The 18,270-nt window shown below is 33.4% G+C and carries 14 protein-coding genes and 1 other annotated feature; all 14 genes read left to right on the top strand.

The genetic code is table 11. The annotated features are described in order from the left end of the window. Positions 1-123 precede the first annotated feature (123 nt). The 14 genes from polA to BKP45_RS17665 all read left to right on the top strand — a co-directional run bounded on the left by polA (position 124) and on the right by BKP45_RS17665 (position 18,133). Positions 124-2,736, top strand: coding sequence for a DNA polymerase I (gene polA, locus BKP45_RS17600; protein WP_071390154.1), 2,613 nt, complete (start codon positions 124-126; stop codon positions 2,734-2,736). Between the two features lie 233 nt (positions 2,737-2,969). Then, positions 2,970-3,797 carry a DNA-formamidopyrimidine glycosylase gene (mutM, locus tag BKP45_RS17605; RefSeq protein WP_071389892.1) on the top strand — a complete coding sequence of 276 codons (828 nt, stop codon included), beginning with the start codon at positions 2,970-2,972 and terminating at the stop codon, positions 3,795-3,797. Between the two features lie 176 nt (positions 3,798-3,973). Continuing rightward, complete coding sequence (gene ytaF, locus BKP45_RS17610) at positions 3,974-4,609, top strand: sporulation membrane protein YtaF (RefSeq protein WP_071389893.1); 636 nt, start codon at positions 3,974-3,976, stop codon at positions 4,607-4,609. Between the two features lie 22 nt (positions 4,610-4,631). After that, the gene (coaE, locus tag BKP45_RS17615; protein ID WP_071389894.1) at positions 4,632-5,234 is read left to right on the top strand and encodes a dephospho-CoA kinase; all 603 of its coding nucleotides are present in this window, start codon (positions 4,632-4,634) and stop codon (positions 5,232-5,234) included. 395 nt (positions 5,235-5,629) lie between these two features. Next, complete coding sequence (locus BKP45_RS17620; RefSeq protein ID WP_071389895.1) at positions 5,630-6,037, top strand: hypothetical protein; 408 nt, start codon at positions 5,630-5,632, stop codon at positions 6,035-6,037. 263 nt (positions 6,038-6,300) lie between these two features. Continuing rightward, entirely contained in the window at positions 6,301-6,765 is a 465-nt protein-coding gene (gene nrdR, locus BKP45_RS17625; protein WP_071389896.1) for a transcriptional regulator NrdR, read from the top strand. A gap of 204 nt (positions 6,766-6,969) precedes the next feature. Further along, positions 6,970-8,415, top strand: coding sequence for a replication initiation and membrane attachment family protein (locus BKP45_RS17630; RefSeq protein WP_071389897.1), 1,446 nt, complete (start codon positions 6,970-6,972; stop codon positions 8,413-8,415). Beyond that, on the top strand, positions 8,415-9,347 hold the full coding sequence (dnaI, locus tag BKP45_RS17635; protein WP_071389898.1) for a primosomal protein DnaI: 933 nt from the start codon (positions 8,415-8,417) through the stop codon (positions 9,345-9,347). The genes BKP45_RS17630 and dnaI overlap by 1 nt, the downstream gene beginning before the upstream one ends. A 179-nt stretch (positions 9,348-9,526) precedes the next feature. Then, positions 9,527-10,636, top strand: a complete 1,110-nt coding sequence (gene mqnC, locus BKP45_RS17640; protein WP_071389899.1) for a cyclic dehypoxanthinyl futalosine synthase — start codon at positions 9,527-9,529, stop codon at positions 10,634-10,636. A 402-nt stretch (positions 10,637-11,038) separates the two neighbouring features. Then, on the top strand, positions 11,039-11,902 hold the full coding sequence (ytxC, locus tag BKP45_RS17645) for a putative sporulation protein YtxC (protein ID WP_071389900.1): 864 nt from the start codon (positions 11,039-11,041) through the stop codon (positions 11,900-11,902). 75 nt (positions 11,903-11,977) lie between these two features. Beyond that, positions 11,978-12,339 (top strand) — a binding site (T-box leader). A 67-nt stretch (positions 12,340-12,406) separates the two neighbouring features. Further along, the gene (gene thrS / locus BKP45_RS17650) at positions 12,407-14,329 is read left to right on the top strand and encodes a threonine--tRNA ligase (RefSeq protein WP_071389901.1); all 1,923 of its coding nucleotides are present in this window, start codon (positions 12,407-12,409) and stop codon (positions 14,327-14,329) included. Between the two features lie 360 nt (positions 14,330-14,689). After that, positions 14,690-15,625, top strand: a complete 936-nt coding sequence (locus BKP45_RS17655) for a substrate-binding domain-containing protein (RefSeq protein ID WP_071389902.1) — start codon at positions 14,690-14,692, stop codon at positions 15,623-15,625. Next, positions 15,622-17,508 (top strand): histidine kinase, encoded by a 1,887-nt coding sequence (locus BKP45_RS17660; RefSeq protein ID WP_071389903.1) that lies wholly within the window; start codon positions 15,622-15,624, stop codon positions 17,506-17,508. Before BKP45_RS17655 ends, BKP45_RS17660 begins: the two co-directional genes overlap by 4 nt. Then, the gene (locus BKP45_RS17665) at positions 17,480-18,133 is read left to right on the top strand and encodes a response regulator (RefSeq protein WP_245747456.1); all 654 of its coding nucleotides are present in this window, start codon (positions 17,480-17,482) and stop codon (positions 18,131-18,133) included. The genes BKP45_RS17660 and BKP45_RS17665 overlap by 29 nt, the downstream gene beginning before the upstream one ends. Positions 18,134-18,270 lie beyond the last annotated feature (137 nt).

Raw genomic sequence — 18,270 nt, forward strand, 5'->3', positions numbered from 1 at the left:
TAGCGTTAAACTTAGCCAAGCAAATGCTTGGCTATTATTTTTGAATGATCGTTAATCATGGTAAAATACTACAAAGTATAAAAAGATTATATTGAGGTGTGTTTCTTGAAAAACAAATTAGTGATGATTGATGGAAATAGTATTGCTTATCGAGCGTTTTTTGCTCTACCCCTTTTGAATAATGATAAAGGTGTATACACAAATGCTGTATATGGCTTCACAACCATGTTATTAAAAATTATTGAAGAGGAAAAACCTACTCATTTAGTGGTTGCTTTTGATGCTGGAAAAACAACATTCAGACATGAAACGTTTCAGGAATATAAGGGTGGTAGACAAAAGACTCCCCCTGAACTTTCGGAACAGTTTCCATTAATTCGTGAATTATTAGACGCATTCCAAATTAAGCGTTACGAAAAAGAAAATTATGAAGCAGATGATATTATTGGAACACTTGCTAAAAAAGCTTCTGAAAAGGAATGGGAAGTAAAAGTTTTTTCAGGCGATAAAGACTTACTACAACTTGTTTCGCCAAAAGTAACTGTTGCTTTGACGAGAAAAGGAATATCCAATGTTGATACATATGACGAAGCTGTTGTGAATGAAAAATATGGTCTTACACCTAAACAAATTATAGATATGAAAGGATTAATGGGAGATCCTTCAGATAATATTCCTGGTGTACCGGGAGTTGGCGAAAAAACTGCCATTAAGTTATTAAAAGAATTTGGTTCGGTAGAGAAAGTTCTTGAGTCTATTGAGTCAATTTCAGGAAAAAAATTAAAAGAAAAGTTGGTAGAAAATAGACAACAAGCTTTAATGAGTAAAGAGTTAGCAACTATTTTTTGTGAGGCACCTGTTGATCTTTCTCTTGAGGATCTCACTTTTAGGGAGTATGAAGAAAAGAAAGTCGTTTCATTATTTAAAGATCTGGAATTTCAATCTTTATTACAGCGTTTTAGTACTGATGAAGTTGAAAATGAAGAAACTATAGAAAAACTAGAATTTACTATTGTAGAAGAAATAAATGCTGAAATCCTTGGAACGGATTCAGCTATCGTTATTGAAGTCTTAGATGAAAATTATCATCAAGCTGACATACACGGTATTGCAATTGTAAATGAACATGGACGTTATTTTATTCCGACGGAATTGGCCTTATCAAGTGATGTCTTTAAAACATGGGCAAAAGATAAAGATGCTAAGAAGGCAATATTTGATGCAAAAAAAGCAGTTGTAGCATTAGGGTGGAAAGGGGTAATCCTAGAAGGAATTAACTTTGATCTTTTCCTAGCATCTTATATCATTGATCCATCTGCCTCATCTCATGAAGTCGCTGATATTGCTAATAGAAAAGGAAAACGTATTGTGGCTAATGATGAAACGATTTATGGAAAAGGGGCAAAGCGATCGGTTCCAAGTGTCGAAGTTTTAGCTGAACACCTCGTTAATAAAGCCAATACAGTATACACATTAAGACAAGAAATAGTAGAAGAATTAACCAAAAACCAACAGAAAGAGCTTTATTATGAATTAGAAATGCCGCTCTCAATTATCTTAGGGAAAATGGAGATGGATGGGGTAAAAGTTGACGTAGAACAATTAAAAAATATGGGTGAAGATTTAAATACACAGTTAAAGAAACTTGAACAGGAAATTCACGCATTAGCAGGCTTACAGTTTAATATTAATTCACCTAAACAATTAGGTGAGGTATTGTTTGAAAAGTTAAATTTACCTGTGATCAAAAAAACAAAAACTGGAGCGTCGACTTCTGCAGATGTGTTAGAAAAGTTGGCAGATAAACATGAAATAATTCCAAGTATCCTTCACTACCGACAATTGGGAAAACTTAATTCTACTTATATAGAAGGTTTACTAAAAGTAGTACACAAAGATTCTCATAAAATTCATACGATGTTTAATCAGGCATTAACACAAACAGGTCGTTTAAGTTCTACTGAGCCTAATTTGCAAAATATCCCAATTCGATTGGAAGAAGGGCGGAAAATCCGAAAAGCATTTGTACCATCGAAACCGAACTGGATTATGTATGCTGCTGATTATTCTCAAATTGAGTTACGTGTATTAGCCCATATTGCCAATGATAGTAATTTAATCGAAGCCTTTAATAAAGGTCTAGATATTCATACCAAAACAGCAATGGACGTTTTCCATGTTAATCAAACAGAAGTAACTGATCTGATGAGACGAAGCGCGAAGGCAGTTAACTTTGGTATTGTTTATGGTATTAGTGATTACGGTTTATCTCAGAGTTTAGGTATTACTCGTAAAGAAGCCGGTAATTTCATCGAGCGCTATTTAGATAGCTTTCCAGGAGTAAAAGACTATATGGAAAACATCGTACAAGAAGCAAGGGAAAACGGTTATGTGACAACGTTACTACACCGACGTCGTTTTTTACCTGAAATTACTAGTCGAAATTTTAATTTGCGTAGTTTTGCTGAAAGAACAGCAATGAATACTCCAATTCAAGGAACTGCTGCTGACATTATTAAAAAAGCTATGGTTGATATAACTGAAAGAATTGAGAACGAAGGTATGGAAGCTAAGTTATTATTACAAGTTCACGATGAATTAATTTTTGAGGCTCCTAAAGAAGAATTGGAAAAACTAAAAGAAATAGTTCCTGAAGTGATGGAAGGGGCAATTGAGCTTAAAGTACCACTAAAGGTCGATTATGCATTTGGTGATTCGTGGTACGATGCTAAATAAGCTTAATTAATGTTATTGACTGGTTGTGTTGCCCTTATACAGTCATGAACAGCACAATCAGTACATTATAATTGTTATCTTTACGACGATCATCTAATGTCGAGTGGACACGCTCGTAGTAGAATAGTTCCTAAAAGCTATAGGACACTACTTAACGTTAAATAGTGTTTTTTATCTTTCATTAAGGTTGGAAAGAATAATATTGTTTAGAGTATCTTTAGAGAGGTGATTGTATGCCAGAATTACCTGAAGTGGAAACGGTAAAGAGGACATTACAAAAATTGGTTATCGGTAAAACAATTAAAGATATTACAGTACATTGGGGAAAAATTATTAAACGTCCAGATGATGTAACGCAGTTTCGGCATCTTTTAATAGGTCAAACCATTATTAATGTAGAAAGAAGAGCAAAGTTTTTAAAACTCATCTTTAATGATTATGTTGTTGTTTCCCACCTGCGTATGGAAGGGCGATATGGACTGTACAAAGTGGGAGAACCAATAACTAAACATACCCATGTTATTTTTTCATTTACTGATGGAACTGAACTACGCTACCAAGACGTTAGAAAATTTGGAACGATGCATTTGTTTCTAAAAGGTGAGGAAGAATTTCAATTACCACTTGTCCAATTAGGGATTGAACCTTTTGATAACCTTTTTACTCCAAAGAAGTTAAAAGAACTATTCGAAGGGACAAATAGAAAGGTCAAGGTAACCCTTTTAGACCAAACAAAACTAGTTGGTTTAGGGAATATTTATGTGGACGAAGCTTTGTTTCGTTCAGGAATATACCCTGAACGAATTGGTAAGGAATTAACCCAAAAAGAATTGAAAAAGCTCTACCAAGAAATTAAAGCTACATTACAAGAAGCGATCAATATGGGGGGGAGTTCTGTAAAGTCTTATGTAAACGGTCAAGGTGAAATGGGAATGTTTCAACAAACGCTTTTTGTTTACGGGAGAAAAGGTGAACCTTGCAAAAGGTGTGGTACTGAGATTGAAAAAACAGTCGTTGGTGGTAGAGGTACACATTTTTGTCCTAAATGTCAGAAAAAATAACATTGAACAAAGAAACGAATAGTAATATAGATTTTCCGAACGAGAAAGCCCAACTGCTTTTTTGTGGGAGTTGTCAGTTTCATGAAATCATCATTATTGAAAATTAAAAAAGTAAGTACGTTGGATGGGCTCTAACCATATACTATCGTATCAGTGGTTGGAAGGAGCTTTTAAATATGGTAGAAATTCTTTCCTTACTTTTATTAGCATTGGCCGTAAGTCTTGATAGCTTTGGTGTAGGATTAACATATGGTTTAAGAAAAATGAAGCTTCCTTTTAAATCTTTACTTTTTATTGCTTCATGTTCAGCCATTTCAATTCTTATTGCAATGACAATAGGAAATTGGATTCAAAAATATCTATCTGCTAGCGTGGCAGAAAGTATTGGTGGGTTAATTTTAATCATTATAGGTGCATGGGCACTTTATCAAATTTATCGTCCAGCTAAAAGAGATGAAAAAAATAAAGATGATCACGTAATCTTAAATTTTGAAATTAAATTATTAGGAGTAGTTATCAAAATCTTAAGAAAACCAATGGTTGCCGATTTTGATAATTCAGGAACAATAACAGGAAGAGAAGCATTTATGTTAGGGATTGCACTGTCCTTAGACGCCTTTGGTGCTGGTATAGGAGCTGCCTTAATAGGCTTCTCTCCGATAATTATGGCACTTAGTGTAGCTTTTATGAGTGCTTTATGTGTAACTTTTGGAATGAAAAGCGGCTATATTTTTTCAGATTCAAAAATTATTCAAAAATTTTCATTTGTTCCAGGTTTATTATTAATTATATTAGGAATATGGAAATTGTGAATTGTAACAAGGAGAAGTTGTCATGATTATTGGTTTAACTGGTGGGATTGCCAGTGGTAAAAGTACAGTGTCTAAAATGCTAAAAGATGAGGGAATACCAGTTATTGACGCTGATATTGTAGCAAGAGAAGTAGTCCAAATTGGAGAAGAGGCTTATGAAAAGGTTGTGAACAATTTCGGAATAGAGGTTACAAACAGTGATGGTACTTTAGATAGAAAAAAACTTGGTGCTATTGTTTTTAATGACGAGGAAAAACGGTCAGCTTTAAATGAGATTTTGCATCCGGTGATAAGAAATCGAATGGAAAACAGGGTAGGGGAACTAAAAGAAAAAGGATATAAAACAATTGTACTTGATATTCCGTTATTATTTGAAAGTAAATTAACTAATTTGGTAGATAAAATTATTCTTGTGTATATTGATGAGGACCTACAAAGGAAGAGGTTGCAAAATAGAGATCAGTTTTCTGATGAGGAAGTAGAAGTCAGACTGAAAGCTCAATTTCCATTAAAAGAAAAGATTAAGTGGGCTGACGAAGTCATTCACAATCATGGATTACTAAGCGATACAAAAGAACAATTAGTAACTATTTTGATTAAGTGGAATTGCTTACCCCGCTCATAAGCACTCTGTTCTCACGATAATACCTAAGTGGAATGGGATTTTAGAGTTCGATGAGACCTATCCCTAGAGCTCGAATATATAACGGTGAACGGAAAAGATCAACTTAATACGATTATGTTCTATAAATGGTGATCAATAAATCACTTTATTAGTCTGAGATCTCTGTCGATTAAGTGTATTTAAGAGGTAGTATACTGTAGGAATACAGAAACTACCTCTTAATTAATTATTTAGGATTGTCATTTAATAAACACGATCAGAAAAACTTTTTAAAGTTTGTCATTACTGATTAAAAGCTAAGCGGTGTATTTTACACCTCTTTTTTTAGTCTTAAATAGCAATTTACTATATTTTCAATTATAATTTAACTATACATAATTAATTGAGGTGAGGATATGGGAATTAAAGATAAAATTAATAAGTATATCTCTGCTCACACGGAGACAAAGGAAAAACATGTAGATAAAGAACTACAAACAAGATACTACAAGACAATGAAAGATAAATCTTTTAACGAATTACTTAATATATTCCATCAAAATTCTAATTTTAAAGTAAAGTCAAGTTCTGTTGACCGTGGAGAGATTATTGTTGATGGTATTGGAAAGAAAAGAATATTCGTCATTGCTACAGTTGTTATGGTAGCACCGAACAGAACGGCCATTGATTTTGCAGTTACTACTGAGACTGTTCTTCCTATGGACTTTGGATATAGTGCAACAGTAATTAAATCACTTTATCAAAAAGTTGATCAACAATTAGAATATGTTGGTTCTGGTTTAGGTGATCAACTTATGAAATAGCTGCAAGTTTAGATGTTCTTCTACACATTAAACTTCTTCTTGTACTTCTTGTCATTTTTATATAAGATTAAAGGACAAGATTTATTATTACGAAAGCTAAGTTTATTGTTCAAGTTCCTATAAATTTAATTGCTCCTACGAAAACAATGATTTTATTTTATTTAATTGAAAAATTGGACGATGAGCTTGTTTCAATTATTACGAACAAAATAAACGGCGCATAAGAGATTTTTTGCGTTTAACTAATTTTGGAGATGATAGGTATGCGATGTCCAACCTGTAATCATAACGGAACACGGGTTTTAGATTCACGGCCAAGTCATGAAGGGCGTTCTATTAGAAGAAGGCGCGAATGTGAAATCTGTAATTTTCGTTTTACAACCTTTGAAACTGTTGAAGAAACACCGCTAATAGTTGTTAAGAAAGATGGTAACAGGGAAGAGTTTAGTAAAGAAAAAATTCTACGTGGGCTTATTAGGGCCTGTGAGAAAAGGCCTGTTCCTTTACAAACACTAGAAGATATTGTCGGTAAGGTAGAGAAGGCGCTAAGAAGTGCTGGTTCAGCTGAAGTGAAAAGTGAAGATGTTGGTGAAATTGTCATGGAATACTTAGCCAAAATTGATGATGTAGCCTACGTTCGTTTTGCATCTGTTTATCGCCAGTTCAAAGATATTAACGTTTTTATCGATGAATTAAAAGATCTTCTACAAAAGGCAGAAAAAAAATAAATGCGAGCTTAAGATATAATAATCTAAGCTCTTTTTTTTTATGAAAGATTATTTATTATGTAACTGCATGTTTCATTGGCTTTTTTAGAAGGATTTGTACATTTTTTCCCGAAATGGCTTTAAAAATTAATCGTTTTTATCTAAAGTTTAAGAGAAAAAGTGTTAAAATAGATAAGTAAATTTATAGATACAGGTGATTAGAGAATGACGTTACATTGGATGCATTTATTACCCGTTGATCGATATGTCGTTCGTATGAACTGCTTCATTAATGAAGCAGATAAAAAAATTATTACACTCTTATATCAACCGCTAATTGGAGCAGTTGCTCACAGTATATACTTTGCATTATTAAGTGAACTTGAAAATGATCAATACACTTCTACAGAGACGACTCATAAGACGTTGATGACAATGCTAGGAATTCCTTTAGATAAAATTTATGAGGAAAGAAAAAAGTTAGAAGCAATTGGACTTTTAAATGTTTATAAGAAAAAGCAAGATGATGATATTACTTATTTGTACGAATTGCAAAAGCCGTTTAGTCCTTTAGAATTTTTTAAAGACGATGTTCTTAGTGTTTATTTATATAATAGAGTTGGGAAGCATCGCTACCTTCAATTGAGGGAACGATTTACATTAGATAAAATAAATCATGAGGTTTTTGAAGAAGTTACTCATTCATTTAGTGATGTTTTCACATCATTACACCATTCTGAAATCTCATCTCAGCAAGGTGAATTAGCAGCTTCACTAACACTGGTAGAAGAAAAAGAAATTATCACTAATGACAAAGGAGAAAGTTCTTATACTATTTTAGAAGAAGCTTTTGACTTTTCGTTATTATTAGCCCATTTATCGAATTTAATTAATCCAACAAAATTATTAACTAATAAAGTAAAGTATACAATTGTTCGTTTAGCCTTTGTGTATAGAATTGACCCTTTAGAAATGAGTAAGATTGTACAGGATTCATTAACACAGAATGATACTGTTGATCTTGATGAGTTAAGAGTAAAGGTGAAAAATTGGTATCGGTTTACGCATGAAAGCGAGCCACCAGCACTAGGTTTACGAGTCCATCCAGAAAAGTTTAGGATAATGGCAGGAAAAGCTCCTACCTCAGAAGAAGAAGAAATGATTTTACATTACGAAACAGTATCACCATTAACGCTTTTAGAAAGTAAGTCTACTGATGGAGCGAGAGTACCTTTAACAGATATGAAAATTGTTGAAGCATTAATACTAGATTACAAGCTTCTGCCTGGTGTTGTTAATGTCCTCATAGATTATATACTTGAGATTAACAACATGAAATTAATAAAATCTTATGTTGAAAAAATTGCTGGGCAATGGGCTAGAAAAAATATAAAAACAGTAAAAGAAGCGATGGATTTGGCAAAAGAAGAATATATAAATCGTGAAAAATTGGAAAAAGGCGAAAATGAGGTAGCTGTTACGAAAGAAAAACAAACTACAAAGCGCCAAAACAATAACCGCTATGTTAAAAAAGACCGACTTCCTAAATGGTTAATCGAAGAGAAAAAAGAGAAAAACTTAGTTGAAGACGGTGATATCTCTAAGATGAAAGAGGAACTTGAGACAAAGTTTAAACAATTAAAATTACAAAGAAATAGGGGGGATAGCTAATGGAATCAATTCAGCAAACGCTCCATAAAATGAAAAACTCTACTAACATTTTAGATAGATTTCAACGTTTAAAAGATGAAGTTCTATCTGATAAATTAATTTTGGACTTTATCCAATCTAATCCTACCCTCTCAGAACATGAATTAGACCGTAATGTATCTCGCCTTTTTGAGTTTCGTAACGAGCGTAAAAATTGTACAAATTGTTCAAGTTTGCAAGAATGTTCTAATATGATGGGAGGCTATCAGCCACAATTGTATACTGAACGTGGGCAAATATTGATTCGTTATAACGTCTGTGATAAAAAGAAAAGTGCAGATGAACGAAAACGTCAGCAAACCCTAATTAAAAGTTTATATGTACCTAAAGAAATACTATCTGCTACCTTTGATCAACTTGACCAAGATAATCGTTCAAGACTTGTGGCAATTGCAAAAGCTGTTGAATTTGCAACAACAACAAATCCAGGTGAAAATGGAAAAGGACTGTATCTACATGGGAAATTCGGTGTCGGGAAAACGTTCATAATGGGAGCTATTGCAAATGAATTAGCAGAAAGAAATATTTCGTCAATGTTAGTATATACACCTGATTTTTTCCGAGAGCTAAAAAGTGGTATTCATGACGGGTCTTATAATGAAAAATTAGAAATTGTGAAAAGTACTCCTATTTTGATATTAGACGATCTTGGTGCTGAGACAATGTCAAGTTGGGTAAGAGATGACATTTTAGGTGTTATTTTACAACATAGAATGCTAGAAAAACTTCCGACTCTATACACGTCAAATTATGATTATGAAGAACTTGAAGAACACCTATCGTATTCTCAAAAAGGTGGAATAGAACAATTGAAAGCGAAGCGAATTATGGAACGAATCCGGCATTTTGCTGAACCGATTTCTGTAGAAGGAATCAATAGAAGGGGTAATTAGTGTATAAACTATTCTTTTAAACTAATTCTCAGTTTTAGATTCTAGATTATAATAAAATATGTTACGATATTCAAAGTTATAATTATTAATATAGTGTTAATAGATTAAAATTACGAAGGTTTAAACTTGTGTAACCTTCGTTTTCTAGGACTTATCTACGTAGATTTGGGGGTTTTTTGATGACTATAGATCATATTCTAGATCGTGCAATTAATGGTAAACGATTAACGATTGAAGATGCTATTTATTTATATGAAAGTAATGAAGTAGAGAAAATCGGAGCGGCTGCTAATGAAGTGATGAAAAAGTTTCATCCAGATCCAGTAACTACATTTGTTATTGGTAGAAATATAAACTATACGAATTACTGTGATACGTACTGTCGTTTTTGTGCTTTTTATCGGCCGCCAGGACATGAAGATGGCTATGTATTAGAAGATGATGTTATTTTTGATAAAATTCAAGAAACGCTAGATGTTAATGGAACTGAGATTTTGATGCAAGGTGGAACACATCCAGATCTTTCATTTAGCTACTATACTAACTTATTAAAAGGTATAAAAGAACGTTTTCCAACAATTACGATGCATTCATTTTCTCCAGCAGAAATTTGGAAAATGGTTGAAGTTTCAGGATTTAGTTTAAAAGAAGTATTGCTACAGCTTAAAGAGGCAGGTCTTGATTCAGTTCCTGGCGGTGGAGCGGAAATACTAGATGATCGGACTAGGCAAAAAATTAGTAAGAAAAAAGGTTCTTGGGAAAAATGGATTGAATGCATGAAGATGGTAAAAACAGTTGGTATGCATGGTACTGCTACAATGGTTATTGGTTTTGGGGAATCATACCATGAGCGTGCGTTACATCTTCAACGTATTCGTGATGCACAAGACGAGACAAACTGTTTTTTAGCTTTTATTCCATGGACGTTCCAGCCGGATAATACAAACCTTAAAGCTGATAAGATAACACCAGAAGAGTATTTGAAAAACTTAGCAATATCAAGATTGTTCCTCGATAACATTTCTAACTTCCAGTCTTCATGGGTTACAATGGGTCCAGAAATTGGTAAGAAATCTTTATCCTATGGGTGTAACGATTTCGGTAGCACAATGATGGAAGAGAATGTAGTATCGGCAGCAGGTGCTACTCATAAAGTAAATACTAATTTGATTTTAAGATTAATTCGTGAAGCTGGAAAAGTGCCAGCTCAACGTAATACAAAGTATGAAATAATTCGATTATTTAAAGAAGAAGAAAACTCAGATAAAGATTTTATCATGCAAAACTAACTTTTGAGAGGAGAAGTAGATTATTTTTCTACTTCTCCTTTATCTTTATATAACCAGAATTTATAAATTTCTAACTTAGAAACTGCCTATCGCTCGTGACCAAGGCGCTTGCGCTTTTCTTGCATAATCAGAATTTATAAATTTCTAATTTGGAAACTGTCTAGCTTCAGCGCCTACGAGCTCGGTCACTTCAGGCCTTTTCGGAAGCCAAAGAGCGGCTTCTGTCAAAGGCCTTCTAGTGCCTATCGTTCGTGACCAAGGCGCTTGCGCTTTTCTTGCTAGAAAGCATTGATTTTCTGAAAACATTTAATCATTTTTTAGGATAAGCTCCCATATACATGTAAAGATAAAATGAACACTAGGTGGAGTGTTTTCGTCTAATTGTTGTGGGAGGGGCTTTCATTGATAGAGATATATTTACAAAATAAGCTCGATCGTTATAAGCTATTTAAATATTTTAAGGCTGGACTCCATGCTTTTATCAGAAATGGAGTTGTCGAACTTTCATTAGCTAGTGATCGCTTGATTATTAAGGTAGATGAATCGTTTGATTTTCAAGAGACAATAAAGCCAGTATTAATTGAGGCACTGAAAAAGCATGTTATAGAAACAAAAGAAGAAATTTGGCTGTTAGATATTATAAAAAATGTTTTTTACTTTGAAGACTCTGAGGAACAAACACAAATATTAGCTATGGCTAAATCTATTCTTTCAGGAGAACGGTTAGAGCTTCCTAATGTCACAAAATTATTTACTTGTGAGAACATAATTTATGATGCATTTAGGGCCTTTTTAACGAGGAATTGTCAGTTTGATTATGAATCGTTTTTAACGTTTCGATTAAAGAGTTATTTAGATAGGCTCATAGACTGTGTTGAAATGTCAATTGATGAGTATCAACTAGAACAAGAATATCAAAACCTAATTGAAAGTTTCAGGTATTATTTAAAAAAGCGTACACCTAAATTATATTCTGTACATCTTCTGTTGGATGAGAGTTACACTTTCTTTGATGAATTTTTTCAACAAATATCTGAAGAAAAACTTGAACAGTATTTAGATCGAGAAATAATTTTTGAAAAAGGGATCCCTATTCAAGAGATCGTAATTAGTCCGCTTGTAAGTATAGCTCCTAAGGAACTTCACCTCTATTGTGATGAAGTTAATAATGGGGTTGTGCAATCAATTCAAAATATCTTTCAAGAACGAGTGAAACTTTATAACAAAGATTTTTTTTGGAAAAATAGCCATAAAATGAAGTTTTAGTTGTTGGAATAATCAATTGGACTTGATTTTCTATTTAGAAATTCATATAATACGTACATATGATAATTATATCCAACAACAGTTTTGATGAGGACATGAGTATTATTTTACGGTTCAAAGAGAGGGGAGTAGTAGCTGAGAGCTTCCTAACACGAAAATAACACTTACCACCTCTGAACTTCAGTAGGGAATTAATAGTATCTACTGACGGCTACAACCGTTATTTTCTCATGAGTCGCTTTTTCATTAGGTGAAAAAATTGGAAAACGAGAGACAAGAAGGTCAAGGAAGCGAAGCTATGAGCAACGAACCGTAAAAAATGCGGTGAGTAGCAGACTAGCAAGCTGACAAAGAGATTCGACGTCCGTAGTTACCTGATTTTTGAACTTGATTTGCGAGAATGAGGGTGGAACCACGAGTCAACACTCGTCCCTTTAGTTGGGATGGGTGTTTTTTGTTGTTTTACCAAAATTTTCTTTAAGATCTAAATAAGGAGTGTTCAAAATGGAACAAATAAAAGTAACTTTCCCTGATGGAGCAGTACGTGAATATGATAAAGGAGTTACAACGGAAGATATTGCGGCTTCTATAAGTCCAGGTTTAAAGAAAAAAGCAGTTGCAGGCAAAATTAATGATAAAGTCGTTGATTTACTATTACCAATTACAGAGGATGTAGTAGTTGAGATTGTTACTCTTGATTCTAAGGCAGGTTTAGAAGTATATCGCCATAGTACAGCTCATTTAATGGCTCAAGCATTAAAACGCCTATATCCAGATATTAAATTAGGAATTGGTCCAGTAATTGAAAATGGTTTCTACTACGATATTGATATGGAGCATGTATTGAAACCAGAAGACTTAGTAGTAATCGAAAAAGAAATGAAAAAGATAATTAATGAGAACTTGAAAATTGAGCGCAACGTTGTCACTCGTGAAACAGCCTTAAGTACTTACGAAGAAATTAATGATCATTTAAAGTTAGAGTTAATTCGAGAACTTCCTGAAGGAGAAGAAATATCTATTTACGAACAAGGTGAATTTTTTGATCTTTGTCGTGGTCCACATTTACCTTCAACAGGAAAAATTAAAGCATTTAAATTAATGAGTATTGCAGGGGCATACTGGCGTGGGAATAGTGATAACCAAATGCTTCAAAGGATTTATGGAACAGCATTTCCTAAACAAGCAGAACTTGATGAGTACTTACATTTCATTGAAGAAGCTCAGAAGCGTGACCATCGTAAGTTAGGAAAAGAATTAGAGTTATTCATGTTTTCAGAGGAAGCACCTGGCATGCCGTTTTATTTACCTAAAGGACAAATAGTTCGAACTGAGTTAGAAGATTTTTCTCGTGAATTACAAAGAAAAGCTGGATATGATGAAGTACGTACACCTTTCATGATGAACCAACGTCTTTGGGAGCAATCTGGTCACTGGGAACATTACCATGAAAATATGTATTTTTCAGAAGTAGATAATACAAAGTTTGCAATGAAGCCTATGAACTGTCCGGGGCATATGCTAATTTTCAAAAATGAACTTCATTCATATCGTGACTTACCAATTCGTATGGCTGAATTTGGTCAAGTACATCGTCATGAATTAAGTGGAGCACTAAATGGTATGATCCGTGTTCGTACGTTCTGTCAAGATGATGCACACATTTTCGTTACACCACAGCAAATTGAGTCAGAAATTAAAGAAGTGTTTGGGTTAGTTGATAAAATTTACAAAACGTTTGGTTTTGAATATTCTGTTGAATTATCAACTCGACCTGAAAATTCAATGGGTGACGATAAATTATGGGAGCAGGCAGAAAATGCTCTTCGTAATGTATTAGAAGATCTTCAATTACCATACCAATTAAATGAGGGAGATGGAGCTTTTTACGGTCCAAAAATTGACTTCCATATTAAAGATGCTCTTAAGCGTAGTCATCAATGTGCAACTATCCAGGTCGACTTCCAAATGCCTGAAAAGTTTGATTTAACTTATGTAGATGAAAATAATCAAAAGGTTCATCCAGTCGTTATTCACCGTGCTATTTATGGATCAATCGATCGTTTCTTCGGTATCTTAGTCGAGCATTTTGCTGGTGCATTCCCTACATGGTTAGCACCGGTTCAAGTGGAAATCATCCCAGTAAATGAAGTTCATCTTGATTATGCAAAAGAAGTGAAAGCAAAACTCCAAGATGTTGGTGTTCGTGTTCATATCGATACACGTAATGAAAAAATGGGATATAAAATGCGCGAAGCACAAATGAAGAAAACACCTTACATTCTAGTATTAGGTGACAAAGAAATTGAAGAGAATGCAGTTAATGTTCGCAAATATGGTGAACAAAAATCAGAAGCAGTCGGACTTGAAACGTTTGTATTTAACATTAAAGAAGAAATTGCAACAAGAAAAAATAATTTGATATAAATAAAAAAAGGTGCCCTGAATTAGTATATCAGGGCACCTTTTTTCATCAAACTGTTGAATTTACTTCCACCACTAAAAACTATTTTTTACTATACTAAAATTAGTGCGTTAATTAGTTATTTTTTGCAAGGTAGAAAGCATAAAATTTCTTACTTGGAAACTGTCTAGCGCAAGCAGCCTACGAGCTCGGTCACTTCAGTCAAGCAACTGACTTCAATTAAATGCTTTGAATCCTTCGTTGATCAGCTTATCCAGCTTTATAAAGAGCAAACGGAGTGGCACAGGAGCAACTCGTGACCAAGGCGCTTGCGCTTATCTTGTTTTAACAAAATTCTGTCCTATTAGACAAGGAGGGAAATAATGAAAACACTAAGAGTAGTATTTTTCTCACTTTTTAAAATTATTATCGTCATTTTAATGACCTCTTGCTCAATGAGTGAAAACAAAACGTTTGTCCAATTAACTAATACACCACTTTCAGATAAATCTGTAAGTGTAGGTAGTCTCGAAGAAGAGCCAATAAGGTTTGGTGTGGTATCTATTATGTCTATCAGAGAAACGCATCGCTTATACTATAATTTTAAGAAATACTTAGAGGAACAGTTAGGACGACCAATTGAAATCATACAAACGCAAACGTACTCAGAGATGAAAGAACTTTTTGAAAGGAATGAAATTGATGCAGGTATTGTTTGTTCTTATTTAGCTGTTATTGGTAGTCGAGATGAGATTTTAAAAAAGATTGCCATGCCAGTAATAAATGGTGAAAAAAAGTTTACTTCCTATATCATTACTCAAAAAAATAGTGAAATAAACTCCCTCGAGGACCTTTATAATAAAAGCTTTGCTTTTTCCGACCCCTTGTCATATTCCGGATATCTTGTAACAAAATACGACATTATGAAAGGTAAGAATGATTTTAATAAATACTTTTCAAACACTTATTTCACATATAGTCATGATAATACCATAATTGCAGTATCAAATGGTTTGGTAGACGCAGGAGCAACACATAGTTCAATATTTGAAAAGTTAAAGAGCGGAAATAACCCAATCGTTGATAATATAATTATTATTGGCGAAGGTGAATATGTTGGCCAATCACCAATCGTGGTTAATCCCAATATCGATGATGAATTTATAAAACAGTTAACTGATGTTGTACTAAACATGCACCTAAATGAAAAAGGGAAAGTTGCTTTAAATAAATTAAGCTTTGATTATTTTGATTTACCTGAAAAAGAATTATATGAGCCGATTACTCAAATCCTCGAAGAAATTGAGAACTTAAAATGAAGAAAACAGTACAATTTATTATTACTAGTTTAAAAAATAAAAGTGTAAAAACAAAAATTCTTGGTATTACGATTGGGTTAGTTTTATTAATGGGATTGACAAGTACAATCATACTTAGGGAAATTTTGGTTGTGAAACTTAGTGAAGACCTTGATCGCCGAGCTATTTCTATAGCTAGTGATGTTAGTTCCAGAAGTATTGACCATATAATTTTAAGAGATATTTATAGTTTTCATACTTTATTACAAGATACATTGAGCAATAATCCAGACATCGAATATATTTTTATTGTCGATCAAAATTTTGAGATGATCATCCATACTTTTGGATCTAATTTTGAAGTGTCAGACGAACTCTTAAATGTAAATATGATAGATACAAATGGTGATAGTACAAATACGCAGTTAGTTGTATTTGAATCAGAAACGGGAAAAATTCACGATGTGATTGCTCCTATTTTTTCTGGCGATGCTGGGTTTGTAAGAGTAGGATTAAATGAAAAACAAATTTACAATACCATTGACGAAATTACATTTATGCTTGTTATGACTACAATTATTATTGGAGGGCTTGGCTTTGTTATTGCATTCATATTAACGAAATATATGTATCGAGATTTAACACAACTAATGCATACAACACAACAAGTAGGAAAAGGAAATTTGGATTGTAAAGTAGATATAGAATGTAAAGATGAAATAGGGATGCTTGCTAAAGAAATTAATACAATGATCGAACGTTTAAATGATAAAAAAGAAGAAAATAATCGTTTTACAAAAGTATTAAAAATGAGAAATAATGAACTTTCCTTACTACACCAACTTGCTGTTGGTTCGACGGATATTGCTCATTTTGAAAAACTTCTAGAGAGTACAGCAGAACGTTTAATTGAGGAGCTTGGATTAAACAGTTGTTTCATTGACATCTTACTTGGTGGGGAAAGTCTTTCTACGTATAAAGGTAGTAAATGGTGTACAAATTGTACTAGTTTTGAAGGAAAAGTAGTCTTAGATTCTAAGCATTTCTTCATTCCTTTTAAAACAAAAGGGAAGAAAATTGGTCAAATTTTATGCTGTTTTGAAAATGATCCAGATGATACAACAGTAAAGTTTTTGACCTCTTTTGCTAGGCAGCTTACTGTCATTGCTGAAAATGCTGAACTTTGGAAGGAAATAAAATATAAAGAAGAACTACGATTAAAGCTTTTGGATCGTGTAATTACTGCTCAAGAGGAAGAAAGAAAACGGATTGCTCGTGAATTACATGATGAAACGAGTCAATCGATAACTTCTATTATAGTTGGATTAACTCTTTTGGAGGAGTATGATATACCACCTTCGATGCAACAAGAGATTATTGACCTTAAAGAGGTTTCCCAACGTACACTCGATGAAGTTCATTATCTTTCATGGTCATTAAGGCCGAGTGTTCTTGATGACTTAGGATTAATGCCAGCGATTAAAAAGTACGTCATTGAATATATGAAAAAATTCACAATTGATGTTGACATTCAAGTAATTGGATTTAAACATGTGCGACTTTCTTCTATATATGAGGTTACGATATATCGTGTTATTCAAGAAGCGTTAACAAATGCAGCCCGACATGCAAATGCTGATAATATTAGTATTATTTTAAAGCATATAAATGGAGTAGTTTCAGTTATCATTGAAGATGATGGGGAAGGATTTGACGTAAATAAAACCTTAAATGGTAAATTAACAAAGAATCATTTAGGACTCAAAGGAATGCAGGAAAGAATAGAGTCAATAGGTGGAAAACTAGTGATTGAATCGAACACTGGTATAGGAACTACAATATACATGAAAGATATCATGATTGGAGATGAAACGGGTGGCGAAGCCGAAAATAATGCTAGTTGATGATCATGGGGTTTTATTATCTGGGATACAGCTATTACTGTCAAAGATAAACGAGTGGGAGATAATAGGTACTGTTTCAAGTGGTGAAGAAGCTGTAGAAAAGGTCTTCGTTTGGAATCCGGATTTGATACTGATGGATATTTCAATGCCTGGAATTGGGGGAATTGAAGCAACAAAACAAATTAAATTATCACACCCTAAAGTGAAAATATTAATGTTAACGATGTATTCTGAAGAGGATTATTTTAAGAAAGCTTTAAAGGCCGGTGCTTCTGGCTATGTACTGAAAAAAGCGGTTGATACAGAATTGATTTCTGCTGTAAGAACTGTACTTCAAGGAGAAACTTACATTTATCCTACCTTATCAAGCTTTCTATTAAAGGGTTTTTTTGGGGAGAGGCAAGAAGATCATTCAAAGAAATCTCCTTTAAGTAAGAGAGAAAAACAAGTACTAAAGTACGTTGCTTTAGGTTTTACGTATCAAGAAATTGCTGATCAATTATATGTTAGTGTCAAAACTGTTGAAACACATAAAGCCAGGATATCGGAAAAATTAAATTTAAAGAAACGATCAGAACTTGTTCGCTATGCAGTAGCGCAAGGTCTAATTTCTATAAATGAGTAAAGTCAGGGGATTTTCCCCTGACTTTACTCATTTTTTGAACTGGAAAAAGATTAATTCAAGCACATTATTTATTTTTAAAACGTTCAGGTTATTTGTCTATCAGGGAAATCCCTGATTGTTATAGGGGGTAAGTAGTG

Source organism: Anaerobacillus alkalidiazotrophicus (genome assembly GCF_001866055.1).

What these genes read in the sequence shown, in the direction of transcription:
- nrdR (WP_071389896.1), top strand. Translation starts at nt 6,301, where the DNA reads ATGCGATGTCCAACCTGTAATCATAACGGAACACGGGTTTTAGATTCA.
- BKP45_RS17655 (WP_071389902.1), top strand. Translation starts at nt 14,690, where the DNA reads ATGAAAACACTAAGAGTAGTATTTTTCTCACTTTTTAAAATTATTATC.
- ytaF (WP_071389893.1), top strand. Translation starts at nt 3,974, where the DNA reads ATGGTAGAAATTCTTTCCTTACTTTTATTAGCATTGGCCGTAAGTCTT.
- thrS (WP_071389901.1), top strand. Translation starts at nt 12,407, where the DNA reads ATGGAACAAATAAAAGTAACTTTCCCTGATGGAGCAGTACGTGAATAT.
- BKP45_RS17660 (WP_071389903.1), top strand. Translation starts at nt 15,622, where the DNA reads ATGAAGAAAACAGTACAATTTATTATTACTAGTTTAAAAAATAAAAGT.
- mqnC (WP_071389899.1), top strand. Translation starts at nt 9,527, where the DNA reads ATGACTATAGATCATATTCTAGATCGTGCAATTAATGGTAAACGATTA.
- dnaI (WP_071389898.1), top strand. Translation starts at nt 8,415, where the DNA reads ATGGAATCAATTCAGCAAACGCTCCATAAAATGAAAAACTCTACTAAC.
- BKP45_RS17630 (WP_071389897.1), top strand. Translation starts at nt 6,970, where the DNA reads ATGACGTTACATTGGATGCATTTATTACCCGTTGATCGATATGTCGTT.
- BKP45_RS17620 (WP_071389895.1), top strand. Translation starts at nt 5,630, where the DNA reads ATGGGAATTAAAGATAAAATTAATAAGTATATCTCTGCTCACACGGAG.
- mutM (WP_071389892.1), top strand. Translation starts at nt 2,970, where the DNA reads ATGCCAGAATTACCTGAAGTGGAAACGGTAAAGAGGACATTACAAAAA.
- coaE (WP_071389894.1), top strand. Translation starts at nt 4,632, where the DNA reads ATGATTATTGGTTTAACTGGTGGGATTGCCAGTGGTAAAAGTACAGTG.
- polA (WP_071390154.1), top strand. Translation starts at nt 124, where the DNA reads ATGATTGATGGAAATAGTATTGCTTATCGAGCGTTTTTTGCTCTACCC.